The sequence below is a fragment of the Geodermatophilus sp. SYSU D01176 genome (genome assembly GCF_054050015.1).
In genome coordinates, this window is record NZ_JBJGYN010000010.1 from 82,342 (window position 1) to 106,684 (window position 24,343).

General features: G+C 74.0%; 26 protein-coding genes. 14 read left to right on the forward strand and 12 right to left on the reverse strand.

What is annotated here, in order from left to right; all coding sequences use genetic code 11:
• Window positions 1–37 precede the first annotated feature (37 nt).
• The 8 genes from ACI78Z_RS08085 to ACI78Z_RS08120 all read right to left on the reverse strand — a co-directional run bounded on the left by ACI78Z_RS08085 (window position 38) and on the right by ACI78Z_RS08120 (window position 4,793).
• Window positions 38–289: a type II toxin-antitoxin system PemK/MazF family toxin gene (locus ACI78Z_RS08085; protein WP_457036010.1), complete on the reverse strand. Its 252-nt coding sequence runs from the start codon at window positions 287–289 to the stop codon at window positions 38–40.
• Window positions 290–358: 69 nt separating this feature from the next.
• Window positions 359–643: a ribbon-helix-helix domain-containing protein gene (locus ACI78Z_RS08090; protein WP_457036044.1), complete on the reverse strand. Its 285-nt coding sequence runs from the start codon at window positions 641–643 to the stop codon at window positions 359–361.
• 127 nt (window positions 644–770) lie between these two features.
• A complete protein-coding gene (locus tag ACI78Z_RS08095; protein WP_457036011.1) occupies window positions 771–1,367 on the reverse strand; it encodes a hypothetical protein in 597 nt (198 codons plus the stop codon).
• A 201-nt stretch (window positions 1,368–1,568) separates the two neighbouring features.
• Complete coding sequence (locus tag ACI78Z_RS08100; RefSeq protein WP_457036012.1) at window positions 1,569–2,468, reverse strand: phosphorothioated DNA-binding restriction endonuclease; 900 nt, start codon at window positions 2,466–2,468, stop codon at window positions 1,569–1,571.
• A 75-nt stretch (window positions 2,469–2,543) separates the two neighbouring features.
• On the reverse strand, window positions 2,544–3,161 hold the full coding sequence (locus ACI78Z_RS08105) for a hypothetical protein (protein ID WP_457036013.1): 618 nt from the start codon (window positions 3,159–3,161) through the stop codon (window positions 2,544–2,546).
• A gap of 145 nt (window positions 3,162–3,306) precedes the next feature.
• The gene (locus ACI78Z_RS08110) at window positions 3,307–3,975 is read right to left on the reverse strand and encodes a helix-turn-helix domain-containing protein (RefSeq protein WP_457036014.1); all 669 of its coding nucleotides are present in this window, start codon (window positions 3,973–3,975) and stop codon (window positions 3,307–3,309) included.
• 47 nt (window positions 3,976–4,022) lie between these two features.
• Entirely contained in the window at window positions 4,023–4,328 is a 306-nt protein-coding gene (locus ACI78Z_RS08115; protein WP_457036015.1) for a cupin domain-containing protein, read from the reverse strand.
• A 219-nt stretch (window positions 4,329–4,547) separates the two neighbouring features.
• Entirely contained in the window at window positions 4,548–4,793 is a 246-nt protein-coding gene (locus ACI78Z_RS08120; RefSeq protein WP_457036045.1) for a hypothetical protein, read from the reverse strand.
• 183 nt (window positions 4,794–4,976) lie between these two features.
• Between ACI78Z_RS08120 and ACI78Z_RS08125 the strand changes: the two genes are divergently transcribed.
• Both ACI78Z_RS08125 and ACI78Z_RS08130 read left to right on the forward strand, forming a co-directional pair.
• Entirely contained in the window at window positions 4,977–5,213 is a 237-nt protein-coding gene (locus tag ACI78Z_RS08125; RefSeq protein ID WP_457036016.1) for a FitA-like ribbon-helix-helix domain-containing protein, read from the forward strand.
• Complete coding sequence (locus ACI78Z_RS08130; protein WP_457036017.1) at window positions 5,210–5,602, forward strand: type II toxin-antitoxin system VapC family toxin; 393 nt, start codon at window positions 5,210–5,212, stop codon at window positions 5,600–5,602. Before ACI78Z_RS08125 ends, ACI78Z_RS08130 begins: the two co-directional genes overlap by 4 nt.
• Window positions 5,603–5,665: 63 nt before the next feature.
• Here ACI78Z_RS08130 and ACI78Z_RS08135 read toward each other — a convergent pair whose 3' ends face one another.
• From ACI78Z_RS08135 to ACI78Z_RS08145, 3 genes are all read right to left on the reverse strand, one after another.
• Window positions 5,666–6,121: a cupin domain-containing protein gene (locus tag ACI78Z_RS08135; protein ID WP_457036018.1), complete on the reverse strand. Its 456-nt coding sequence runs from the start codon at window positions 6,119–6,121 to the stop codon at window positions 5,666–5,668.
• Window positions 6,122–6,184: 63 nt separating this feature from the next.
• Entirely contained in the window at window positions 6,185–6,628 is a 444-nt protein-coding gene (locus ACI78Z_RS08140; protein ID WP_457036019.1) for a cupin domain-containing protein, read from the reverse strand.
• Between the two features lie 59 nt (window positions 6,629–6,687).
• Window positions 6,688–9,150: a lysylphosphatidylglycerol synthase domain-containing protein gene (locus ACI78Z_RS08145; RefSeq protein ID WP_457036020.1), complete on the reverse strand. Its 2,463-nt coding sequence runs from the start codon at window positions 9,148–9,150 to the stop codon at window positions 6,688–6,690.
• A 323-nt stretch (window positions 9,151–9,473) separates the two neighbouring features.
• Here ACI78Z_RS08145 and ACI78Z_RS08150 point away from each other — a divergent pair, with 323 nt between their 5' ends.
• The 11 genes from ACI78Z_RS08150 to ACI78Z_RS08200 all read left to right on the forward strand — a co-directional run bounded on the left by ACI78Z_RS08150 (window position 9,474) and on the right by ACI78Z_RS08200 (window position 23,329).
• Window positions 9,474–9,860, forward strand: a complete 387-nt coding sequence (locus ACI78Z_RS08150; RefSeq protein WP_457036021.1) for a nuclear transport factor 2 family protein — start codon at window positions 9,474–9,476, stop codon at window positions 9,858–9,860.
• A 231-nt stretch (window positions 9,861–10,091) separates the two neighbouring features.
• Entirely contained in the window at window positions 10,092–10,568 is a 477-nt protein-coding gene (locus tag ACI78Z_RS08155; RefSeq protein ID WP_457036022.1) for a nitroreductase/quinone reductase family protein, read from the forward strand.
• 168 nt (window positions 10,569–10,736) lie between these two features.
• Window positions 10,737–11,816: an extracellular catalytic domain type 2 short-chain-length polyhydroxyalkanoate depolymerase gene (locus ACI78Z_RS08160; protein WP_457036023.1), complete on the forward strand. Its 1,080-nt coding sequence runs from the start codon at window positions 10,737–10,739 to the stop codon at window positions 11,814–11,816.
• Window positions 11,817–12,101: 285 nt separating this feature from the next.
• On the forward strand, window positions 12,102–12,497 hold the full coding sequence (locus ACI78Z_RS08165) for a VOC family protein (protein ID WP_457036024.1): 396 nt from the start codon (window positions 12,102–12,104) through the stop codon (window positions 12,495–12,497).
• Between the two features lie 66 nt (window positions 12,498–12,563).
• Complete coding sequence (locus ACI78Z_RS08170) at window positions 12,564–13,238, forward strand: hypothetical protein (RefSeq protein WP_457036025.1); 675 nt, start codon at window positions 12,564–12,566, stop codon at window positions 13,236–13,238.
• Between the two features lie 683 nt (window positions 13,239–13,921).
• Window positions 13,922–14,713: a hypothetical protein gene (locus ACI78Z_RS08175; protein ID WP_457036026.1), complete on the forward strand. Its 792-nt coding sequence runs from the start codon at window positions 13,922–13,924 to the stop codon at window positions 14,711–14,713.
• Window positions 14,714–14,924: 211 nt separating this feature from the next.
• Window positions 14,925–18,173 (forward strand): TM0106 family RecB-like putative nuclease, encoded by a 3,249-nt coding sequence (locus tag ACI78Z_RS08180; protein ID WP_457036027.1) that lies wholly within the window; start codon window positions 14,925–14,927, stop codon window positions 18,171–18,173.
• A 215-nt stretch (window positions 18,174–18,388) separates the two neighbouring features.
• The gene (locus ACI78Z_RS08185; protein WP_457036028.1) at window positions 18,389–21,241 is read left to right on the forward strand and encodes a TIR domain-containing protein; all 2,853 of its coding nucleotides are present in this window, start codon (window positions 18,389–18,391) and stop codon (window positions 21,239–21,241) included.
• Between the two features lie 193 nt (window positions 21,242–21,434).
• Window positions 21,435–21,938: a hypothetical protein gene (locus ACI78Z_RS08190; RefSeq protein ID WP_457036029.1), complete on the forward strand. Its 504-nt coding sequence runs from the start codon at window positions 21,435–21,437 to the stop codon at window positions 21,936–21,938.
• 244 nt (window positions 21,939–22,182) lie between these two features.
• Window positions 22,183–22,497, forward strand: coding sequence for a DUF3303 domain-containing protein (locus tag ACI78Z_RS08195; protein ID WP_457036030.1), 315 nt, complete (start codon window positions 22,183–22,185; stop codon window positions 22,495–22,497).
• A gap of 28 nt (window positions 22,498–22,525) precedes the next feature.
• Window positions 22,526–23,329, forward strand: a complete 804-nt coding sequence (locus tag ACI78Z_RS08200) for a class I SAM-dependent DNA methyltransferase (protein WP_457036031.1) — start codon at window positions 22,526–22,528, stop codon at window positions 23,327–23,329.
• A gap of 37 nt (window positions 23,330–23,366) precedes the next feature.
• Here ACI78Z_RS08200 and ACI78Z_RS08205 read toward each other — a convergent pair whose 3' ends face one another.
• On the reverse strand, window positions 23,367–23,885 hold the full coding sequence (locus ACI78Z_RS08205) for an HAD domain-containing protein (RefSeq protein WP_457036032.1): 519 nt from the start codon (window positions 23,883–23,885) through the stop codon (window positions 23,367–23,369).
• A 136-nt stretch (window positions 23,886–24,021) separates the two neighbouring features.
• Between ACI78Z_RS08205 and ACI78Z_RS08210 the strand changes: the two genes are divergently transcribed.
• Window positions 24,022–24,336 carry a DUF3303 domain-containing protein gene (locus ACI78Z_RS08210; protein WP_457036033.1) on the forward strand — a complete coding sequence of 105 codons (315 nt, stop codon included), beginning with the start codon at window positions 24,022–24,024 and terminating at the stop codon, window positions 24,334–24,336.
• The last annotated feature ends 7 nt before the right edge of the window (window positions 24,337–24,343 follow it).

Genomic DNA, 24,343 nt, shown 5'->3' on the forward strand with positions numbered 1-24,343 from the left:
GCGCCCTGCTGACCGTGCCTCCCCCGCGCACAGCGGATCAGCGAGGACTGGGCAGGTCCTCGAGGTCGAATGCGGCCTGCACAGCCGCGGTGAGGGCGACTTCCTGCTCCGGGAGCAGTCGACCGATTAGCCGGCCGAGCGTCGACATCGACACGGTGACGACGTCGTCGCAGCTCACGACGCTCGGATGGCCCAGGCTGTTGACCGGCCCGACGGGCACCTCTGTGGACAGGCCGCGGATGGTGCTGGTGATCGGCGCGACGGTGATCCGGGAGAGGTGCGGGCGCACGGGTTCGCGGGTCAGCACCAGGACGTCGGGGGGGGGTCTTGTCCAGGCGAGCGAGATGGATCGGACGCATCAGTCGAGCTCGTGGAGCGGCGTCCGGGCGACGTGCTCGGCGAGTTCGTCCAGGTCGTCGTCTTTCGCGGCGGCGGCCAGGATGGCCGCGTCGCGAGCCGCGATCTCGCGACGCCGCTCCCGCTGGAGCGCCTGGGTGACGACGGCGGCGCGGGACGGAGCACGGCCCTCGGACACCAGTCGGTCGATGAACTCCACGAGCTCCTCGGGGAGCCGGACGGCGATCTGCGTGCTCGCCCCGGCTGACGGTACCGCTGCGGGATGCGCGAGGTACCTCGTGGAGATCCAGGATGCTCGGCCAGGCGTCCAGGTCGTGGTCGGCTGCGGCGCCCTCGGCAGCTGCGTTCTGTCCGCGTGCCGGTCGCCCCCGTGCGCGAGGAAGGGCGGCGCAGGGCCGCCGACCTCGTCGTGGTCAGTCGGCGGTGGCGCGCTCGTCCAGCAGCGCGGAGGCGACGAGTGCGTCGTACTCGTCGAGCGGGAGGCCGAGCGTGCGGCGTACGCGCAGCCGGGCCATCAGCAGACCCGCGGCGTCCTCCGCCGCCCGGTCGTCCCCGTCCTCGACGTCGCTCAGTGCCCGTCGTGCACCCATGGTCAGCCAGCGGTGTGCCTCGCGGAGGTCGCCGGTGAGCTCGTGGTTCTCGCCGAGGAACAGGTAGACGTCCCCGTCGACCGGGCGCTCGTGGCGCAGCTCCTCGGCGATCTGACGTGCGGCTTCGACGTCGCCCAGCCTGAGCAGCCCGCCGTGCAGGTAGCAGCGGACGTCGGGTGGCACGTGCTGCCCGGCCGCGACGGCCCGGCGGAACGCGGCCACCGCGGCCTCGAGATCCCCGGCCTCGGTGAGGTGCTCGCCGGCGCTCACCAGCAGGGCGGCGGGGGTGACATCCCGGTCGTCGGGATGGGCCTCCTCCGCCCAGGCGTCGAGCTTCTCGGCGGCGGCACGGTGCTGCTCCGGCGTCCGGGCTCGGGCGTACAGCTGCTCGACGTCCTCGGGGGTGAGCGGTCTGCGCACGCGGTCCAACGTAGGACCGGACCGGCGAGCCACGGAACCGGGGACCCCGAGCCGTGCGGCGCTCGACCACCGCACGGAGCCACGGCCGTGCGACGAGCCGGGACCGGCACTGATCAGGGCCGGGTCGTCAATGACGACGAAGTCGTGCAGGTCCACGAGGTGTCTGTCGATCCAGTCGCCCACAGGGTCTGCACACCAGGTTCAGCTGGCGAGCGCGTCCCCGTGGAACACCTGCTGGCGGTGCCAGAGCACGTGCCGCTCCGCCGGTGGGGGAGTGCCCGGACGTGGCCGCAGCCGCCGCCCGTGCAGGTCGTACAGAGCCCGGCCCTGCGGCGTGCGGGCGGAGAACCGCTGGGACACCACGACGGCGAGGTCGTCGTCCAGCCCGAGCATCCCGCGGTCGAAGAGCTTGTGGTGCAGCGAGCAGAGCGCGAGGCCGTTGTCGAGGTCGTCGGGGTCGCCGAGCTTGAACCAGCGGACGTGCGCCGCCTCGATCCCGACCACCGCCCCGCCGGCAGCACCGTCGAACCCGCAGAAGGCACACTGCCGGTCCCAGGCCTCGATCACGGCCGCCGGCCACGCACTGCTGCGCCGCCGGTCCCGGCGCGGCGCTCCGCCACCCTCCAGCAGCTCCGGGTCCAGGCCGACCGCCACCAGGACGTCGGGTGCGACGGTGCCCGGGAAGTGACTCTCGACCAGACCTCGTGCCCCTTCGTCGAGCAGTTCGGGACGGTCGCGCAACGCCGTCTCGAGCGATGCCTCCAGCCGGCCGGTGACGCCCTCCCTCAGCGGGCCGATCCGGTCCATGGGCACGTCATGGTCGAGCGTCCACACACCGTCGGACCGGAGGTGGGTGAAGGGATACGCGGCGCTCTGCGCGCGGCCGGTCTTCGACGTCGGGCCGAACTCCTCGATCAGGTCGGCCAACCGATCCTCTGCCTCTGACCAGGCCAGACTGCTCGAACCGGTCGTGGCCAGCCGACCCAGCGCGAGCAACACCAGCAGCGGCTTGTGCGGTGAGCGGCGCCCGTCCTGCTGGTGTTGCCGGAGCGAGGCAAGCCGTTCCAGGGCTTGCTGTACACCCCGGGAGCTCGGTGGCACGGCCTCACTGTTCCTCACGGGGCCGTGCCGCCCGGACGGGACACGATGCGCGGGTTGCCGGGAGCGACCGACCGCTCAGGCGCAGAGCAGGTCGAGGGCGGCCTGACCGTTGCGCTGGGCCTCTGGGGGCAGCAGCAGCCATGCCGGGGCCGTCGGGTCTGCCTGGTGCGTGCGTAGATGGAGGAGCCGCGACCGATCGCTCCCTGAGGGGATGCGGTCCTCGAAGGGATCGACGCAGGCCAGCAGCACCGCGGCGTCGGTCAGGTGGCGCTCACGGTCACGGGTGTCCGCCTTGTGTGCGGCCGCCTTGAGGATCAGAGCGCCGAACGGGTCGGGCACGCTGATCGTCGTCCGCGCCGTCCCGGTGATCTGCAGCTCGGCGAGCACGGTCCGGCGCAAGGCCTGGGTGCCACCCGTCACCTGCACCAGGTCGTACCCACGGAAGCGCTCCAGCAGTCGCGGCGGCGCGTGGTCGGCGGCGACCACGTCGACGACGGAGTGGTCGGGTCGGGACGTCACGAGGTCGACCGCCGCGCCATCGCGCACGAACCGGTGTGCGGTCCCCGAGCGGGGATCGATGCTGGGTCTGAGCCGGTACCCTAGGGCCTCCAGAGCGGTGGCGACCTGCGCGGCGCGGCCCCGACCGGACTCGACGTGCAGCAGGACGTCGACGTCGTCCGTGGGACGTACCACCGGGAGACCCGCAGCGACGGCGTGCAACTGGACCATCAGCCCGCCGATCAGCGTCCACGCCGCAGGCGGGACGATTGCGGCCAGATCCGCGACATCCGGCCACGGGCGACCCCAGCCACCGACCGGTGTCGGTGGTCGCAGCACCTCAGCCACGCAGCTCCCCCTGTGCCCGCTCGAGGAGGCGGTGGCCGGTCGAGCGCTCGCGCGCATCCGTCGATCCGGCGAGGTCGAGCCCGGCCAGTACGCGCCGGCGTCCGTGCGCCAGCTCCGCCACCAGGACCATCGGCGTGCCCGTCGCCCGCAGGGTGACGCTGCCGGCGGGGTCGGTCTCCAGCCGGTACCGCTCCACCAGCCGCTGAACGGCGGACCGGTCGACGTACCCGTCGAGCCGACCCGGGGTGGCGGTCAACCCGCCGATGCCCTGGGTCGCCCCGGAGGCGACGACCTCGCGGGCGAGGCGGTCGAGCGCCCTCGGATGCGCGTGGTACCGGTGGACCGTGGCCCGATTGCGGGCCCGAGCGCCGAGCTCGGCCCCGGAGATGCCGGGGAGCACCGATCGGAGGCGTGACCGCTGGGCCTGACCCAGCCACGGGGCCTGCCCGCCCTCGAGCAGGGCGACGGCGGCCCAGGCGGTCGGCTCCTCCCACGCGCGCAGCCGACTGCCCTGGCGCTGTGCCATCCACTGGGCCACCGACTCCGCGTCGATGCGGTCGGGGCCGATCGCCACCAGGTCCCCGGCGGCGACCAGGCGCTGCACGTGCCGGACGGACGCGCCGATCCGTTCCGCGGCCTGCTGCGTCGTCACCAGAGCCATACGGACAATGTCGTCAGAACGACGCTGTCCATCAAGTCGAATCGCCGTCAGCGCCCGGCGGACCCCGCCTGCCGCGTCCGGGGCCGTGCAGCGCCCCCGCAGCGTGCCGACGATCCGCTGCCGGCGATCCGCTCATCGTTGATCGCCTCCTGGCTGCTGCGGGCGATGGCGACGACGGCCTCCTCGTCCGTCGGGTTCTCCTCGCGGTGCGGCGTGTGCGGGGGGACGAAGACGTGGTCCCCGGCCTCGGCGGCCAGCTGCACCTCCTCACCGTTCTCGGCCGAGAACAAGACCGGGTTGCCGTGCACCACGTGGATGGCGGTCTCTGCGCGCGGGTTCCCGGCCCCGTGCACCCGACCTGGTAGCCGACCACCCGCTTCGCCGGGGCGCGCAGCGCCGCCGCCTCGTCCTGCACCCCGGCAGGCGTGGTCGAGTCCGAGCGGGATTCTCGAGGGGGTCGGCGAAGGACGTGCCCGGTGTCCCGGCCCGGTAGTCGGCGAGCTGCCGGGCGACCAGCGCGTGGACGAACTCCATGCCGGTCAGCGGGCCTGGACGAGCAGCGGCTGGGACACCTAGCCGATCGAGCCGCGGGCGTCGGAGAGCGTCCCGAGGCACAGCCCGATGCCATCGGCGGCGATCTGCGTGCGGCAGGCCAGGTGCCCCCACTCGCCGTCGGGCTCGCGGGTCAGATGGGTGCTCATGCCCGGCGGGATGGACCACCAGCCGTCGATGGGCAGTTCGGCGGAGATGCCGTTGGCGGTGTCGGCGGCGAGGTGGGCCCGGACGGCGGTCCGCCGTGCTGGGCGGTGGAGTCCCAGGGGCTCTCGGTGGCCCGGGTGGGCGCGAACCGGTGGTCACCCAGCGGGAGGGAGAAGGCCTCGACGTCCATCGTCGGCAGTCTGGTCGAGGCGGTCCGCCGGGCTACCGCCGCGGAGGGTGGACAGACGTCGGCCGGGCGAGAGAGAGCTGCACTTCGCTGCCGGTGCTGCTAATCTGCATGCATGCCGGTGTCGATGACCGTCCGCGACGTCCCTGACGAGATCCGCGACGAGCTGGCTGCCCGCGCGGCCCGCGCCGGTCAGTCGTTGCAGGAGTACGTCCGCGCCCAGCTGATCGAGCTGGCCCGGCGGCCCAGCCCCGCCGACCTGTGGGACCGGGTGGAGCACCGGGTCCGGGCGACGGGCACCAGGCTGCCGGCAGCGGAGATCCTCGACCTGCGCGACCACGACCGCACGTGACCATCGTCGTCGACTCCTCCGCGGTGGTCGCCGCGTTGGTGGACGACGGCCCCGACGGGGCGTGGGCGCGCGCCGGCCTCCGGAGCAACGTCCTGGCGGCGCCGGCCCACCTGTACGTGGAGGTGTCGAACGTGCTCCGGCGCGCGGTCCTCGCCCGGCAGCTCGGGCGGGATGCCGCCGCACTGGCGCACCGCGACCTCGTGCAGCTGCCCGTGACGACCTTCCCCTTCGAGCCGTTGGGCGACCGCGTCTGGGAGCTGCACCCCACGCTGACCGCCTACGACGCCGCCTTCGTGGCCCTCGCCGAGGAGCTGGGCGCCCCGCTGTGGACTCTCGACCGGAGGCTCGCCGACGCATCGGGTCCACGGGTGCACCTTCCGGACACCTGACCGCTGAGCCGCGACGGGACGCGGCCGGGCGGCGAGCGGCGCGGCGGATCAGTCCCTGGCCGGTCAGGACGTCAAGCCGTGCCGATCGGCAATGCGCTGCGTTGCCTCGAAGTCGGCGTCGCACCCGTAGGCGGCGGCGAGCGCGACGAGCTGCTCCGGCGTCGCTCGTTCGGTCAGGGCATCCAGCCGGCGGAAGAACTGCTCGAGCCCGGCCGGGGAGACGAGGTCCAGCACCGCGGCCGGCTCGTCTCGGGCGTTCCAGTAGGTGTGCCACTGGTCGCGTGGCTTGACGATCACGTCGCCGGGTCCGGCGACCACCTCGGCGTCCCCGAGGACGGCGCCCACCCGCCCGGACAGGACGTAGGTGAACTCGTCCTCCCGGTGGTGCCGGTGCAGCGGGGCGGCCAGCGACCGGGGTGCGAACACGTGCCGGACGATGGCGAACCGGCCGCCGGTGTCCTCCCCGTCGATCAGGAACCGGTCACGGCCTCGGGCGGGGGCGGCTGCGCTGTCATCCATGGCTCCTCCTCGAGGAGAGCCCGGGACGCCACCTCGGGCCCGCAGTGGTCCCGCCGGGATCCGTCAGAACGTCAGCCCGTGCCGTTCGAGGATGCGCTGCGTGCCCTCCGGGTCGGCGTCGCACTCGTAGGGCGCGGCCATCTCGGCGAGCTGCTCGGCGGTCGGCGGCTCGGTCAGGCCGTCGAGCCAGCGGAAGAACTGCTCCAGCCCGGCGGGGGAGATGAGCTCGAGCACCGCGGCCGGCTCGTCGCCCGCGTTCCAGAACGTGTGCCACTGGTTGCGCGGCTTGAACACCAGGTCACCCGGCTCGCCGACCACCTCGTCGTCCCCCAGGACCGCGCCGATGCGCCCGTAGAGGACGTACATGTACTCGTCCTCCCGGTGGTGTCGGTGCAGCGGGGCGGCCAGCGCCCTGGGCCCGAACAGGTGCTGGACGAGGGCGAACCGGCCGCCGGCGTCCGCGCCGTCGATCATGAACCGGTCGCGCACCCCGGCAGGGTCCCCCATGGCCGCACCGTCGCCGGCCCTGAGGACGCGCGGCGCTGAGCCGTCCATCGTCGTCCCTCCTACACGTGGTCGGACCTCCGCAGCCAGGCGAAGGCGGCCCAGCCGGGCAGGATCGGCAGCCAGAACGTGGCGAGCCGGTAGAGGAAGACCGCCGGGACGGCGACCGTGTGGTCCATCCCGGCGGCGACCAGCCCGGCGATCAGCGCGGCCTCCAGCGCGCCGAGGCCGCCGGGCGTGGGAGCGGCGGCCGCGACGGCGGCTCCGGCCAGGTAGATGGCGCCCACGGTCGCCAGGTCCAGGCCCCCGCCGAAGGCGCGCGTGGAGAGGTAGAGGCAGACCAGGTAGCCGAGGGTGATCACGGCGGCGCCGCCCAGCAGCAGCGCCAGCTTCCCGGGGCGGCGCAGGGCGGAGCCGACGCCGTCCACCGACCGGCGCAGCAGCGGGACCGCCTTCCCGACCACGAGCCGGCGCACGGCGGGGACGGCGAGCGCGGCGGCGGCCAGCCCGAGGACCGCCAGCACCCCCCACAGCACGACCTCCGGGCGCGGCAGCCGGAGGGAGCCGAAGGCCGACTGCCCGGCCCAGACGGCGAAGACCACCATGAGGAAGACGTGCACGACCGAACCGGCCGCGTAGCTCAGGCCGACCCCGGACGTGGCCACCGGCAGGTCGACGCCGCTCCGCTGCAGGTACCGCACGTTCAGGGCCATCCCCCCGACGCCGGCCGGTGCCAGCTTGCTGGCGAACGAGGACGCGAGCTGGGCGACGAACGTGGTCGGCAGGCACAGCCGGGCCGGGACGGCACCCACGATGCTCAGCGTGGCGCCCGCGTAGGTCAGCGCGGACACCGCCAGGATCCACGGCAGCCACACCCAGTCGGCGTCCCGCACCCGCGCGACCATGCCGCCCACGTCGCCGAGCTGCGGCGCGAGGAGGTAGGTGGCGACGGCCAGCAGGACGATCGTGAGCACCGTCTTGAGGTGGATGCGCTCCAGGTCCGCGAGCCTCGGCTCCGGGACCCCGCTCCGCCGGCACACGGCAGCCCGGATCTGGGGGACGAGGTCCTTGCGGTGCTTGAGCGCGTCCCGCGTGGCGCCGCTGAGGCTGTTCGGCTGCAGCCGGGGGAGCGCGGCGGCCACGGCCTCGGGTCCCAGCCGGTCGATCGCCGCGTCGACGGCCGGGTCGACGCCGACGTCCAGGGCCAGCGCGACGAGGAGCTGGGCGACGTCCGCGTCGAGGAGCGCGGGGGAGGCGGCGACCTCGCTGAACCCGAAGTCGATGAGCCACGGGGTGCCCGTGCTGTCGAGCAGGATGTTCGCGCGGCGGAGGTCGCGGTGGGCGACGGAGTGCCGGCGGAGGACGGCGACCTGCTCCCAGATCCCGGACAGCACCGGCGGGGTGACGGCCTCGGGCGGCAGCCGGTCGAGGGTCTTGCCGTCGACGAGGTCGTAGGACAGCAGGAAGGAGTCGGAGCCCACGGGGGCGATGGCCCGCAGCCGGGGGGTCCGCGCACCGGCATCCCGGACGAGCAGGGACACCAGCGCCTCGTGCTCCACGGTCCGGCGCAGCGAGGAGAACGGTCGTTCGTCCCCGACGTCCTTGAGCCGGAGGAAGCGGTAGGCGCGGAACAGCAGGTCCGCGGCGCGGTTGTCCGCGCCCATGACCTTGGTGAACACCCGGTCGCCGTCCTGCAGGGTGGCGACGTAGGGCACCGAGCCGCGGGCGTCGACCACCGCCGGCTCCAGCTCGGCCGGCGGCAGGCCGCTGCCGGTCAGCGCGGCGGCGACCGCGCCGGAGGTCGGCCGCAGGCTGGGGCGGCCGAGCAGCAGCAGCGTCCCGGAGCCGGCCAGGGCGCCGAGGACCAGCGCGACCGCCAGCGTGCCCGGGTGCGCGATCGGCACCAGCAGCCGCAGCAGGACGACCAGCGCCAGCAGGCGGGCCCCGGCGCGCCGCCATCGCCGGGACACGAACGGCGCCAGGACCGTGAACGACGCCGCCATCACCGCGACGCCGTCCACGGTCAGCGTGCTGTCGACGCCGCCGCGCCGCGCGACCTCGGCCACCAGGGCGTCGGTGTCCCCCCGGTCGATCAACCACCCGGCCCCCACCAGCAGCAGGACCGCGAGGACGCCGCTGACCAGCAGGTGCCCCAGCAGCCGGGAGCGGCGCGTCACCAGCGGGGTCGCCCAGGCTCCGACGAGCGACGCGAGGACCAGCAGGGTCACCGCGCCGGCCAGGATCCGGCCGACCGTCGGCGTCAGGAACGACAACCGCGCGACGAGGTCCTCGTCCAGCGCGGTGAACTCGTCACGCGCCCAGCGGGCGAGGCCGACGAGCAGCAGCGCGAGGACGGCGAACACGACAGTGCGGAGGACGTCGCTCGGGGACCGCTCGTAGCCGGTGACCTCCTCCTCGGTGTGGCTCCCGGCGACCGGAGCGGCAGCGCGCGCCGGGGTGACCGTGGGAGCCGTCGCGCGGGGCGGGCGAGGGCTCGGGAGCGCCGTCCCTGTGGTCCGCTCCATGTCGTCCACCCCTCCCGGCCACGCTTCCCGGGCCCTGGTCGCTCGACCTGAGTGGGCGGCCCGGTGCACGGACTCGGCGGGCAACGAGGGTAGGGGCGGATGCCCTGCGGCGGGACCCGCTCGGGCACCGGTTGCCCGGTGGGCGAGGTGCGTCCGGGGCCGCGGGCGGACGTCCCGGGCAACGGGAGTGCCCCGCCATGGGCGCACGGAGCGGGCGTCCAGCGGCGAGGGGTCAGGCGCCGGTCCGGCGCAGCCGGCCGGTGGCGGCCACGCCCGTCCGCGCCCGTCGACGCGCGAGCCGGCGCCGAGGAGCATCAGGGGCCATGGACGAGAAGGCCGTCCGCGCGACGCTGGAGCACTACATCCGCTACAGCGGGGCCGGCGACGAGGACAGGGCGAGCGAGATCTACCACGAGGACGCCGTCCTGGAGTTCCCTCAGTCCGGGGAGCGGTTCGAGGGCGTGGAGAACTTCCGGGAGTGGCGGCGCATCCACCCGGCGGAGGTCGAGTTGGAGGTCCTCCGCGTACGGGGCCGGGACGACTTCTGGGTGGTGGAGGTCCGGGCTCGTCACGACGGTGGGCCGTGGAACTACGGCCCCGCCATCTACGAGTTCCGCGGGGACGAGGTGTCCTGCGAGACCATCTACATCGGAGAGGCGTGGGAGCCTCCGGACTGGCGGGCCCAGTGGCGGGCCGCGCCCGCCTCCTGAACCCGAGAGCTCCTGTCGTCGGACCGCAGCGGACGGCGTGCTCAGCCGTACCCCTCGGCGCTGACCGAGTGCCGGTATCCGCGGGGCCTGCGACGTCCTCCGTCGAGCGAGGAGACCGCAGCGCACGTCCGTTCCGCACCATCGATGACTCCCCGGCCCGGGCGTAGCGGTGGGCACCGGAGCCCGCGAGCGGATACGGCCGAGGGAAGACGGACAGCTGAGGAGGAGAGCATGGCCAGGCAGCCGGACACCACCGGAGCGCACCGACTGATCGCGGCTCTCGACCAGCGGAGCGGGCAGTGGTCGCGCCGCGCCCGGAAGCGCATGAGGTTGCCGCAGGGCAATGCCGTCGTGCTGGCCGTGTTGCGGTCGCGCGCGCACCGGCTGCTGAGCGGCTCCGCGATCGAACTGCGCTACACCGGGCGGCGTACCGGGCGGCAGTACGTGCTGCCGGTGCAGTACGCCGGCGCCGGCGACCACCTCGTGGTGCGGCCTCAGCACTGGCAGCACTCCACCTGGTGGCGCAACTTCCGCACGCCGCGGCCGGTGACCGTGCGCGTTGCCGGTCGACTGCGCGAGGGCACGGCACGAGTGGTGGATCCCGACGGTCCGGAGTGGCGATCTGCCCGGCAGACCTACGCGACGCGCTGGCCGCGGTCGGCGCGCCGCGGAACGGGACCGCTGGTGGTGATCAACCTGCGGCGGTGACCACGGTCGCGGCCACCGCTCGGGTGCCGGGAAGGCGCTGGCCTCCCGTGTGGTCGGGCGCTTGGTCACGAGGAGCCTGTGCCGCGGTCCCGGGAGGTCCCGACCGGGGGTTTGAGCGCGACCCGCTGTGAGCACCGTCACGGGCCGGTGAGCAGAGCTGGAGGAACCGTGACCCGTCCGCGAGCAGGACTGCACCGGCGCATCGTCGTCCTGGTGACCGCCTTCGTCCTCGCCGTCGCCGGCCTGACCGTCGGCCAGGCCGCGCACGGTGCGGCACCCACCGCGCTGCCCCGGCTGGCGCTCAGCGGCACCTACGTCACCGGCATCTCCTCCGGCGGGTTCATGGCCACCCAGCTCCAGGTGGCGTACTCCAGCCGCTTCGACGGCGCGGCCGTCGTCGCCGCCGGCCCCTACTGGTGCGCCATGGGCAACGTCGCCGTCGCGCTCTACGCCTGCGCCGACTCGACCCTGCCGCGCGACCTGTCGCTGCAGTACGCCAAGACCGCCGAGTACGAGCGCGACGGGAAGATCGACCCCACGGCGAACCTCGCCACCATGCCGACCTGGCTCTTCCACGGCACCCAGGACCCGACGGTGGAGCGCCCGGTCGCCGACGACCTGGCCGCCTACTACCGCCACTACGGGACGCCGCTGGCCTACCAGTCGGCCATCGCGGCCGGCCACGGCTGGGTCAGCCCGCTCGGGCCGGTCGCGTGCGGCGCCACCGGGGCGCCCTACATCAACGACTGCTCGCCCTACGACGCGCAGGCCGAGTCGCTGCGGGTGATGTTCGGCTCGGTCCAGGCCCCGAACACCGGCAGGCCCCGCGGCACGGTCACCGAGTTCTCCCAGGACCCCTACGCGGTCCCGCCGTCCCCCGGCGTCGGCGACGTCACCCGCACCGGTGCCGCGGCGATCGGCATGGGCTCGACCGGCTACCTGTACACGCCTCGTGACTGCACCCGGCCGAACGCCGGGTGCACGGTCGTGGTGGCCCTGCACGGCTGCCAGCAGACCGCGGAGCAGATCGGCCGCACCTTCGTCGACCGGTCCAACCTCAACGCCTACGCCGACACCAACCGCTTCGTCGTCCTCTACCCGCAGGCCCGCCCGGACGCCTTGCTCGGCAACCCCAAGGGGTGCTGGGACTGGTGGGGCTACCTCGGCCCCGGGGACGTCGACTACGCGACCAAGCGCGGCCCGCAGGTGGCCACCGTGATGAACATGATCAGCGCCCTCGGCGGCTGAGCCCTCCGGTGCGCCGGGGGGCGGGACGTCGGGTCGTCCACCGGACACGGCCGGACTCCCGCCCAGGATCTCCTCCCTCGTCCAGTGGCTGCGAGGCCGGCGTCCGACTCGCTGGTCACTGCGCCTGTGCCGGCGTTGTGCTGCGACGGCAGCCACGCGCCCGAGTCGAGGCGCTGTCACCGATGACCCACGCCGCGCACGAACGTCTCATGCAGCAGGCGGCACGGTCCCACCGGCGCCGCATCACGAGCGGGGCGACGGCCGCGTGCGAGAAAGGAGAGGTCGATGGACATGAAGCTGGAACTGGTGCCGATCCCGGTGGGCGACGTCGACCGTGCCAAGGCCTTCTACGTCGAACGGCTAGGGTTCGTCGAGGACGTCGACGTGCGGCCCGCAGACGGGGTGCGGGTGGTGCAACTGACGCCGCCGGGTTCGGCGTGCTCGATCGGCATGGGCACCGGCCTGCCGGCCTATGACGACATGACGCCCGGCGCGATCAGGGGCCTGCACCTGGTGGTCGCGGACATCGAGCAGGCCCGTGCCGACCTCCTGGGACGCGGCGTCGACGTCGGGGAGGTGGTGGACGTCGGCGGCGGGGTCAGGTACGCCTGGCTCACCGACCCCGACGGCAACACCCTGACCCTGCAGGAGATGGCCTGGCGGACCGGAGACGCGTTCTAGCCCTGCGGTCACCGGACCGTCACTGAGGTCGCCCGGACGCACCCCCGTCCCCGTACCCTCAGGTGGGTGCGGCAGCTCGATCGCGCGGTTCCTGCCCCACGCCGCCGGCGGACCCGCTGGGAGGCGGCCATCGCCACCGCCGCCGCGGTCCTGGGTGTGAGCAGCGTGGTGGCCCTGGCAGCAGCGGACGGCGACCGCCCGACGAGCGCGGCCCCGACCGGCAGTGCGACCTCGACGCCGGCGTCCCCGTCCGAACCCTCTCCCGTCGAGGAGTCGGCGCCGGCCCCGCCGCAGACGGTGGACGGCCTCATCGCGGACCTGACGGGGCGACCGGACGCTGCCGGACCGGCCGGCCCGCTGCTGCGCGAGGGGCTGCAGGGTCTCCTGTCGGGGGACGAGGGCGTGCGCCAGCGGTCGGCCCTGCAGGTGCTGTCCATCGTGGTCAGCGGTGAGGCGCTCGACCCCCGGTACGCCACCGCGAGCCGGCTGGCCCTGTTCCGCACGATGACCGGCCTGGTCCCAGCGCCCCCCGTGCCGGCCGGGACCGCGTCGTGCCTCGACGTCCAGCAGGGGCCGCCACCCCCGGTGGTGCAGGGGTACGCGCGTCAGATCGTCGACCAGCTCCCGGATTGGCAGGCCGACGGGTTCCCGACCGACGAGACCGCCCGCCTGCAGGAGCTGATCACACCCGTGGCGGCCGGGCAGTCGACCCTCGGCCTCCGCCCGTGCCCGGGTCAGTGACCCCTCGGCGTCCCGACCTCCGACGCCGGGGCCGACCCCTCCTCGCTGTCACCGGACCCACGGCTCACCGACAGCGCGCGATCGATCGGCGACCGAGCGGTGACCGGGTGTGGTAGCACACAGCATGGGCAAGGGCACTCGGCTCTGCGCCGAGGCTGTGCTGGTCCCCGCACTGGCGCTGACCGCCTGTGCGGGGTCGGGGAACGACATCCCCGACCCCGAGCCGCCGCCGACGATCGAGCCCGAGACTCCTGGGGGCGACCCCCTGCCGCCGCGGGTCAGCTTGTTCCCGACCGAGCCGACGGAGCCGGAGCCGACGGAGCCGCCGGCGCCCGAGGTGCCCCCGCCTCCGCCGACGGAGCCGACGGAGCCGCCTGCGCCGACGCCGCCGACCGAGCCACCCCCGCCGACGGAGCCGGAGGACACGGGTTCCTAGCACTCCACCGCCCTCCGCGGACGTCGGACGAGGCATCCGTTCCGGGGGGTCAGGCAGCCAGGAAGCTGACATGGGTGACACGAGACGTGACGGAGCTGTCTCGGCGGCTGCCGGTGGAGGACCGCAGGCGGCCGGTTCCGGCGCAGGCGCGACGTCCGCCGCGGCGGCCGGTCATGCGGGCAGCTCACTGACCGTCGGGCAGCGACTCCGCGCTGCGGTCGTCCTCGCGGTCGGCCAGCTGGGCGCCGTGACCGCCCTCGCCTACTACTTCGGCTGGGTGCGCACGCAGGCCTACCTCGAGTACTTCGGCCTGGACACGTCGCTGGTCGACTTCACCACCGCGGACTACGCGCTGCGCAGCATCCGGGCCGCGTACTGGCCGATCATGGTGTTCGGCTTCCTGGTGGTCGTCGCGCTCCACCTCCACGCCTGGCTGATCGGGTTCCTCCAGGGCAGACCCGCTCGCTACCGGCGAGGTGTCCGGCGCCTGGTGAGCTCTGCCGGACTCGCGCTGCTCGTCGCGGCCGCCGTCGCTCGGTCCAGCGAGGAGGTGTCCTTCCCTCCATCGCTACCCGGGATCCCGCTGTCCATCACGGTGGGCGTGGCGCTCCTCGCCTATTCGGTGCTGCTCGGGTCGGAGCGCGGTGGTGACCTGGACATCTGGCGAGAAGCCCAACTCGTTGCCATGGCCGGACTCATCGTGGGAGGCCTCTTCTGGGTCCTGGGCTCCTACGCAGACCGCGCCGGTGAGAGAGCGGCCCAGCAACTGACGGAGGAGATCCCGTTCAGGGCGGACGTCTCCGTGTACAGCGGACAGCGACTCGGCCTCGGCGGGACCGGCACCGGCATCGAGGTCCAGGAACTCACCGGCGAGAACTACCGGTACCTCTTCCGCTACACAGGACTGCGACTGCTGCTGCGCTCGGGGGAGCGCTACTTCCTGCTGCCCAAGGGGTGGAACGCCGGAGAGGACGCCGTCGTCATCCTGACGGAGTCCGAGTCGGTGCGTCTGGAGTTCGTGGGCCCACCGCAGCCGTAGGCGCACCACCTCAGCGCGCGCGGCCGCTACCGCGCGACGCCGGGACCCTACGTGCAGGTCGCGAGGCGGGTTCGGGACGCGCCCGGTCGCGATCACGAGATGACGCCACCTGTGGTGCGCGTGCGAGCGGTTCCTCGGCGCGGGAGGTCCCGGGACGGCGTCGTCCGTGGCAGGGTCCCTGAGGCTCTGCACTCAGCACCACGGGGGGACGTTGTACCGCGTCGACGGCCGGCTGGTCCTCAGCCCGAGTGACCTCACCCGGCACCAGGAGTGCCACCACCTCACCGCGCTCAACCTGCAGGTCGCCGAGCGCCGGCTCGACCCGCCGGCCGAGGGCGCCAGCGACCAGACGGTGCTCGTCGCCGACCTCGGCATCGCGCACGAACTGCGCTACCTGGAGTCGCTGGAGGAGCAGGGGCTCGAGGTCGTCCGGCTGCAGGGCCTCAGGAACGAGGCCGCCACGCTCGAGGCGATGCGGGCCGGCGTCGACGTCGTCCACCAGGCGACGCTGTTCGACGGCACCTGGGGCGGCCAGGCCGACTTCCTCCTGCGCGTGGGACAGCCGTCCGACCTCGGCGACTGGTCCTACGAGGTCGCCGACGCCAAGCTCGCCCGCCGCATCAAGGTGCCCGCACTGCTGCAGATGGCCACCTACGCCGACCGGCTCGCCACGCTCCAGGGCCGTGAGCCCGAGCGCATCTGCGTCGTCACCGGCGACGGCGAGACCCGGCCGTGGCGGCTGGTCGACGTCGCCGCCTACGCCCGCCGCGCCCGCGCCCGGCTGGAGGGCTTCATCGAGCACCCGGCGCCCACCGCGCCGATCCCGGTCGCCCACTGCGACCAGTGCACCTGGGCGCCGAGGTGCGAGGCCGAGTTGCGCACCGGCGACGACCTCAGCCTCGTCGCCGGCATGCGCCGCGACCAGCGCGCCGCCCTCATCGCTGCCGGCATCGCCACGCTCGAGCAGCTCGCCGACGCACCCGACGACGTCCTCAGGACCACGGGCATCAGCCGGGGCACCCGTGAGCGGCTGCGCGAGCAGGCCCGCGAGCAGCTCCGCGGCCGCGCGGCCGGCGCCCCCACCCGCACGCTGCTGACCCCGCAGACCGCGCAAGGGCTCCTGCGCCTCCCCGAGCCCAGCCCCGGCGACCTCTACCTCGACTTCGAGGGCGACCCGCTCGCCGGCGACGGCGAGGGGCTGGAGTACCTCGCCGGCCTGGGGAACCGGGGAGGCGCCTTCACCGCCCTCTGGGCGCACGACGCCGCCGAGGAGCGGCGCATGGTCGAGGACCTCGTCGACCGCATCGTCGACGCCTGGCGCGCCGACCCCGGCATGCACGTCTACCACTACGCCGCCTACGAGGTCAGCGCGCTCAAGCGGCTCACCGGCCGGTACGGCGTCCGCGAGGCCGAGCTGGACCAGCTGCTGCGGGCCGAGCGGTTCGTCGACCTCTATCCCGTCGTCCGCCAGTCGATGCGGATCAGCAGGGAGTCGTACTCGATCAAGAAGGTCGAGGCGTTCTACGGGCGCGCGCACACCGGCGACGTCGCCGACGCGATGAGCAGCGTCGTCGAGTACGAGAAGTGGCTCATCGACCGCGACCCGGCCCGGCTGCGGTCGATCGAGGACTACAACAAGGACGACGTCGACTCCACCCGCGAGCTGCACGACTGGCTGGAGAGCGAGCGGGCCGAGCTGGTGGCGCTGCACGGTCCGCAGCCCCGCCCGGGGGTGGCCGAGATCGCGGTCCCGGCGCCGCGGTCGGACGCCGAGGTCGCGGAGCTGGCGCTGGTCGAGCAGCTGCAGGACCGCGGGCACGACCTGCTCGGCGACCTGGTGCAGTGGCACCGCCGCGAGGCCCGGCCCGGCTGGTGGGAGTTCTTCAGCCGCGGCGACCTGGACGACGACCAGCTCGTCGAGGACCGCACCGCGCTCGGCGGGCTGTCCGCCGCGGTCGAGGTCGGCACCGAGAAGCGCAGCAGGCTCTACGAGTTCACCTTCCCGCCGCAGGACGCCAAGCTCTCGGTCGGCAAGCCCGCCTTCGACGTCGACAGCCGGGTGCGGATCGGCGAGGTGCGCGAGCTCGACGCGGTCGCCGGGCGGGTGGTCGTGAAGAGCACCAGGGCGCCGGTGGGCCCGCGCGGGCTGGGGCCGGAGGGGCCCTTGAACGACGAGCAGCTGCGCGCGGCGATCGCGGCCACCGCGGACGCCGTCCTGGCGGGGCAGTCCTGTCTCGGGCAGCGGCTGCTCGACCGCGTGGTCCCGGCGGACACCCGCCGGCTGCCGGGGGAGGAGGCCGGCGACGCCGTCGTCCGGCTCGGGTCGTCCCTGACCGGCGAGGTGCTCGCCGTCCAGGGGCCGCCCGGCAGCGGCAAGACGCGGGCGGCGTCCAGGCTGATCCGCGCGCTGCTCGACGCCGGCAAGAAGGTCGGGGTCACGGCGCAGTCCCACGCGGTCATCGGCAACGTGCTCAGCGCCGTCGGCCGGCCGGCGCTGCAGAAGTGCGAGGAGTCCCAGGCGTGCGGGGCGCCCGGGGTGGAGTGGTCCCGCGACGCCGGCGACGTGGCCTCGCGGCTGCTCGACGGCTCGGCGTCGCTGGTCGGCGGGACGTCGTGGTTCTGGGCTCGCCCGGACCTGGCCGAGGCGGTCGACGTCCTGGTGATCGACGAGGCGGGGCAGTTCTCGCTGGCCAACGCGGTGGCGGTGGCGCGGTCGGCCCGCTCACTCGTGCTGCTCGGCGACCCGCAGCAGCTGGCGCAGCCGACGCAGGCCGTGCACCCGGGGGAGTCGGGGCTCTCGGCGCTGGAGCACCTGCTCGACGGGCACCCGACCGTGCCCGAGGACCGCGGCGTCTTCCTCGACCGCACCTACCGGATGCACCCGGCGCTGACCGCGTTCGTGTCCGACCTTGCGTATGAGGGGCGGCTGGAGTCGGCGGCCGGCCGGGAGCGGATCGCGGTGGACGGCCGGGCCAGCGGGCTCGCCGTCCGGTTCGTCGAGCACGTGCAGCCGTCGATGGCGGCGTCCCCGGACGAGGCGGCTGCGGTGGCGCAGCTGTGGCACTCGCTGCAGGGCGTCGGCTGGACCGACGCGGCGGGGGAGCGGTCCACGATCGGTCCGGATGACGTGCTCGTCGTCGCGCCGTACAACAACCAGGTCGCGCTGATCCGGCGGGCGCTGCCGGACGGCGCGCGGGTCGGCACCGTGGACAGGTTCCAGGGGCAGGAGGCGCCGGTCGTCGTCTACTCGATGACGTCGACCAGCGCCGAGGACGCGCCGCGCGGCGTCTCGTTCCTCTACGACCTGCACCGGCTCAACGTCGCGGTGTCCCGCGCCAAGGCGCTGGCCGTCGTGGTGATGAGCGAGGAGCTGCTGGACGCCGCCGTCCGGACGCCGGAGCAGCTGCGTCAGGTCAACGCCCTCTGCCGGCTCGTCGAGATGGCGACCGTCGTCGCATGACCAGCCCGTTGCGCCCGTGACGGTTCGGTGACGCTCCTGCGGCACCGTGGGACGCGATCGCGGTCGGCACCGGAGAGCCTCCGCGGGTCTCCTGGAACGGCGAGGCCCCATGTCGGCAGAGGTGATGCACCAACCACCTCCCGGGCGTGCGGCCGCCCGGCGCGTGGACCCGGCGGACGCCCCGTCCGGTGTGGGGCTTCGGGGGGAGAGCCACGGTGGTCGACGTCGCCCGTGACGGCAGGGCACCCGGGAGCCGCCCGGTCGAGGACCGGCGTGCCGGACCGGTCAACGACCGGTTCGAGTACGACGCGTTCATCTCCTACAGCCGCGCGGACGCGGACGCGGCGAAGCGGCTCAAGCAGGCCGTGGAGCGGTTCGCCACACCGTGGTACCGGGCGCGGGGCAGACGCGTGTTCCTCGACACCGCCACGCTGGCCGGGAGCGGATCCCTGCGGTCCGCGATCGAGTCGGCGCTGGCGAGCTCACGCGCTCTCGTCCTGCTGACGTCCACGGCCTCCCGGGAGTCCCGCTGGGTGGACGAGGAGGTCACGTGGTGGCTGCGGCACCGGGGCACCGACCACCTGCACCTCGCCGTCCTCGACGGCCACATGGACTGGGGAGAGGGGGCGCAGGCGTCCTCGGCCGGCGCGCCGGCTGCCCTGCGCGGGTCGTGGCGGTCGGCGTTCGAGGACGAGCCGCTCTGGGTGGACCTGCGGTGGATGGCCGGACTGGAGGACGTGGACCGCCGTGATCCCCGGCTGACCGACGCCGCGGCGCAGCTGCTCGCGTCCATCCAGGAGGTGCCGAAGGACCGGGTCGTCGGGGAGCACCTCAGGCGGAGCCGGCGGACGCGTCAGGTGGTCACCGCGGTCATCGCGACACTCCTCGTGCTCCTCACCACGGCGATCGCCGCGACCGTCGTGGCCGTCGACCGGAGGAACGTAGCGATCGAGGAGCGCTTCACGGCGACGTCGCGCCAGCTGGTCGCACAGAGCGCGAGCATCGAGGACGAACGCCCGTCGCTGGCCCGGCAGCTCCTCCTCGAGGCCCACCGGCTCACCAGCACGGAGGAGTCCGTCGGGGCGCTCATCCGCTCACCGCGCATGTCCCGGGAGCTCATGGTCGAGGGGTACGCGCCCGCGGTGGCCGTGCATGCCACCCGCCCCCTGATCGCCGTCCTCTCCGGCCGCGCGTTGAGGTTGTACGACACCGACAGCGGTCGCCTGCTGACGACCGTGCGGGACCCGGTCCCCGAGGGAGGAGACGTCGCGTTCGCCCCTGCCGGGAGTGGGATGGCGGCCACGATCGGACCCGGCCGGGTCGGCATCTTCGACGTCTCCAGCGCTGCCGAGGCGCACCTGCTGGGCGAGCTCCGGGTGCCCGATCCACGCGTGCAACGCGTGGCGTACGCGCCGGACGGTGACGTCCTCGCCGTGCACGCGTCCACGGCCACGACGCTCTACGACGTCGCGGACCCGACCAACCCGGTCGAGCTGGCGACCGTGCCGGCCGGGGACGGGAACGACGGTGTGGTGCTGCTGGACGACGGCACGCTGATGTCGCCGACCAGGGTGACGGGCAGTGGCGTGGACACGGCGTCCCTCCCCGTCGAGGTGATCGTGACGCCGCTCGCGTCCAGTCCGTACGCGGCGGTGACCGCCGACAGGCAGACCCTGGCGCTCGCCGGCCCGGTGGGGGACGTCGAACTCTGGGACATCGCCGATCCGATGCACCCCGTGCTGCGGCACTCGGTCAGTGGCGAGTCGTTCGGTGTCGACAGCCTCGCCTTCTCCGATGACGGGAGGGTCCTGGCGGTCGGGACCTCCTCCGGGGTCGCCCAGCTCTGGGACCTGGCGGACCTCACCCGGCCCGTCCTCGGGGAGCGCCTGCGCGGAGTCAGCGCCGGGATCCGTGCGGTCGCCTTCGGGTCCCGGTCCCGGCAGCTCGTGGCCGTGAGCGACGACCCCGTGGCTCCGCCCCTCGACACCGGCGCCACCAGCCGGTCGGTGATCCGGATCTGGCCGGTGCAGGGAGCGACCCGTGCCGGCGCGACGAGCCGTATCGACGGCGGCCGCCAGGCCGTGCCCGCCTGGGCGCCCGACGGGCACTCCGTCATCGCCGGCTTCCCCGCCCATTCGTGGCTCCTCGACGACCCCCGGTACCCCCGCCCCGGTGCCGCGCTCCCGACCCTGGCCGTCGGTGGCGGCGCCGCGTACGCGTACCAGCCCGGCTCACCGGTCATCGCGAGCGGGGCTCCCGTCGTCCTGTGGGACGCCGCCGACCCGTCGGCGCCTCGCTCCCTCAGCGATGGGACGACCGTGGCGGAGCCGGCGGACCTTGCCGTCTTCAGTCCGGACGGCGCAGTGCTCGCGGTGGGCGGCCAGTTGGGCGCCGTGTCCCTGTGGTCGGTCGAGGACCGCTCCGCACGGACCCTCGCCCAGCTGCCCGGGACCCGTGCCGCGCCGCACGGCGCCGCCTTCGCCGGCACGGGTAGCACGCTCGTGACGCTCGACGGGGAAGGCGGAGCCACGCTCTGGGACGTCCGGGATCCCGGCTCCCCTCGGGTCCTCTCACGGGTGTCCAGGCCGGACGAGGACCTCCAGGCGGTCGTGGTCGACGATCGGAACGGCGTCCTGATCGCCGGAGGCATCCGCGGTTCGCTCGCGGCGTGGGACATCACGTCGCCCGCACACCCTCGGTGGCTCGGGTCCCGCGCCGCCCACACCGGTGCCATCACCGGTGTGGCACTGAGCCCCGACGGCGGCGTCCTCGCCAGCGCCGGCGTGGACGCCGTGCGCCTGTGGGCGCGCCCGGAGCGGACCGCTGCGCTGGCGCCGATGACCACCCTGGAGGCCGGCGGGGTCTACAACGGCGCGGCGGTCTCGTTCAGCCCCGACGGGACCCTGCTCGCGGCGGCCACCGACGGCGACATGCAGATCTGGGACGTCGACGTCCCACGGTTGCTCGGCCAGTTGTGCGCTGCGTCGGAGAGCATCTCGGAGGTCCAGTGGCAGGAACACCTCCCCGCCGACATCCCGTACGACCCGCCCTGCTCGAGTCGTGGCTAGGTGCACCGTGGGACCGGCAACGCGAGGCATCCTCGGCACCACGGTGCTGCTGTGGGCGGTCGGCGCCTGCGCTGCGCCGACCCCGGGACCGAAAATCGCACCAGCCCCTCGACAGCCGGAGGTCCCGGTTGCCTCGGCGACTGCCGGGAACACGTCCAGCGCCGAGGACGCACCGGGCGCCGAGGACCTCGGCGTGGCGGTGGGCGACCTGCACCAGGTGGACTGGGACGGAGCCCCGTTGCCGCCCGGGTTCTGCGGCATACCGACCCCCACCCCGCTGAGCGGTGGGATGGCGAGGACGACGTCCGGGACCTGGGGCCCGGTGACCGTCGCGGCCTTGGAGGTGTCCCACGGCGACCTCCTGGGAGACGACGCCGACGAAGCCGCGCTGGCGCTGTACTGCGACAACGGTGGAGGAACGGGGGCCGGCACCCTCGAGTACGGGCTGGTCGTGTACGGCAGTCGCGCGGGAGAGCTGGTGAGCCTCGGCATCCTGACGCCTCAGGTCCAGGACGCCGGCCAGCGGCCCACGTCCCTGTCCGTGTCGGAGTGGAGGCAGCACGCGCTGGTCGTGACCGAGTACTACTACCGGGATCCCGACCCGACGTGCTGCCCGTCAGGCGTGGCGGAGACGATCTGGACCTGGACCTCGGAGGAGGACCTCCCGTCACCTGGTGCGCCGCACGTGCTCCAGTGACGCCATCCGGCGGCGTGGCGACGTCGCACGGACGTGGCGGCCGGCGCAGCCGACGTCGAGGGGATCGCCGAGCGACCCGGCAGCGCCGGTCCCGACGCCGGAGCGGGATCGACGGGTGGACGCGCTGTGTCGACTCGTCGAGATGGCGACGACCGTCCGCTCGGGGTCGTCGTCCTCCTTGCGGTGCCGCTCCGGTCCTCGGGAGCCTCGCCACCTCTCAGGGCGTCGGAGGGGGAGAGCGCACATGAAGTACGTCGTCACCTGGCGGGAGCGGCCGGCCGGCTCGGTCGCCGAGTACGAGGCAGCGCAGGACCGGATCCTCGAGATCTTCTCCGCGATGGAGATGCCGGCGAGCATCACCTTCCACCAGTTCCTCGTCCGCCTCGGCGAGTTCGGCGGGTACGCCGTCATCGAGACCGACGAGCCGGCCGACCTCGAGTACCTCACCACCGTCTACGCGCCCTTCTCCTTCACCGTCGAACCGGTGATGAACGTGATGGACGCCGTCGCCGCCCAGACCCGGGGGGTCGAGTACCGCGACTCCCTGCAGAGCGATTAGCGAGCGACGACCGTCCGGGGCCGGCGCGGTGACCGGCCCCGAGGAGTTCTACGACGCCCTGGCGGCGGAGTACCACCTGCTGTTCCCCGACTGGTGGGCGGCGGCGCAGTGGCACGGCGAGGTCATCGCCCGGGTGCTCGCCGCCCGGGGCGTGCGACCGCCGGCCACCGTGCTGGACTGCACCTGCGGAGTCGGCACGCAGGCGCTGCCCCTGGCCGCGCTGGGATACCGGACCACCGGCACCGACCTGAGCCGGCGCGCCGTCGAGCGGGCCCGGCGGGAGGCGGAGACCCGCGGCCTCGCCGTGACCCTGGCCTGCGCCGACGTCCGCGACGTCCGGACGGCGGTGACGGGGACGTTCGAGGCGGTGGTGTCCTGCGACAACGCGCTGCCGCACCTGCTCACCGACCCGGACCTCGAGCGTGCCGTGGACGGCATCCGGGCCTGCCTGGACGACGGAGGGGTCCTCGTCGCCAGCATCCGGGACTACGACGACCTGCGGCGGACCCGTCCCGCGGGTGTGCCCATCGCGCTCCACGGTGCACCCGGGTCCCGCCACGGGGCCGGTCAGAGCTGGCGGTGGTCGGCGGATGCCGAGCACCTCGACATCACGCTGTTCACCTTCCGGGAGCGGGCTGCGGGGACCTGGGCGGTGTCGGCGCACGAGACCCGGTACCGGGCCCTCCGCCGCGACCGGTTGTCCGACGTGCTGACGCACCGGGGGTTCGCGTCGGCCGAGTGGCTGCTGCCCGAGCAGAGCGGCTACCACCAACCCCTGGTGGTGGCGGTCGCCGATCGCAGGGGCGCCGCAGCCGAGCAGCCCCTCCGGTAGCTCACCGGGTCCGGGATCGTCCGCCGCGGACGTCGGGTCACAGCCACGCCTCGATCTCGTCCAGCTGCGCGTGCGTGAGCCCGACGAAGAGGTCCGGGGCGACCACCAGCACGTGCGGATGGGCGGCCAGCCAGTCCCCGGTGTCGGCCGCCTGCGCGGCCAGGTCGTCGTCGATCCACACGATCCGCCGGTCCGGCTCGGCCTCGGCGACCGCGCGGGCGGCGGCCAGCTTCCACCAGCCCGCGCGGCCACCGAACGACCCGGCGAACCCGGTCGGGACCGCGTCGGCGCGGGCGTGGGTCACCAGCCCGCGGGGGAGCCCCATCGGCTCGGCCAGCAGCCGGTCGGCGTCCGTCGTCCAGGTGGTCAGCCACTGGATCTCCACCCGACCGGACTCGTGCAGCTCCCGCAGCCGCGCGGTGACCGTCGGGTCCCAGGACAGCACGTACCCGTTGAAGACGCCCCGCTCCCAGCCCTCGGGCAGGTCCAGGCGGGCCGCGTTGAGCACCCCGTCGACGTCCAGCAGCAGGATCGGGCGGTCGCCGGTCGAGGCCATGCCCGATCCTCCAGCCGTTCGCGGTCGGAGGACACGCCTCGCCCAGCGCGACCGTCGTTCGTCCAGGGGCGTCGTCCCCTTCCGGCAGCGCTCCGTCTCTCGGAAGCCTGGGCGGGGAGCCGAGGGGGAGAACCACATGAGGTACGTCGTCACCTGGCGGGAACGGCCGACCGGATCGGTCGCGGACCGCCACACCGCGCAGGAGCGGGTCCTGGAGTCGATGGGGGTGTTGCCGAGGAGCCTCACCTTCCACGTGTTCGTCGGCAGCGTCGGGCGCGGCGGGTACGCCGTCGTCGACACCGACGAGCCGGCCGACCTGGAGCAGCTCGCCGCCGCCTACGGGCCCCACTCCGTCGTGGTCGAGCAGGTGGTCGAGGGAACGGACGCCGTCGCCGCCCGGACGCGCGACAGCGGGTGGTGCAGGGCGGGCAGGGACCTTCGAGCCTGGTGACGGGCGT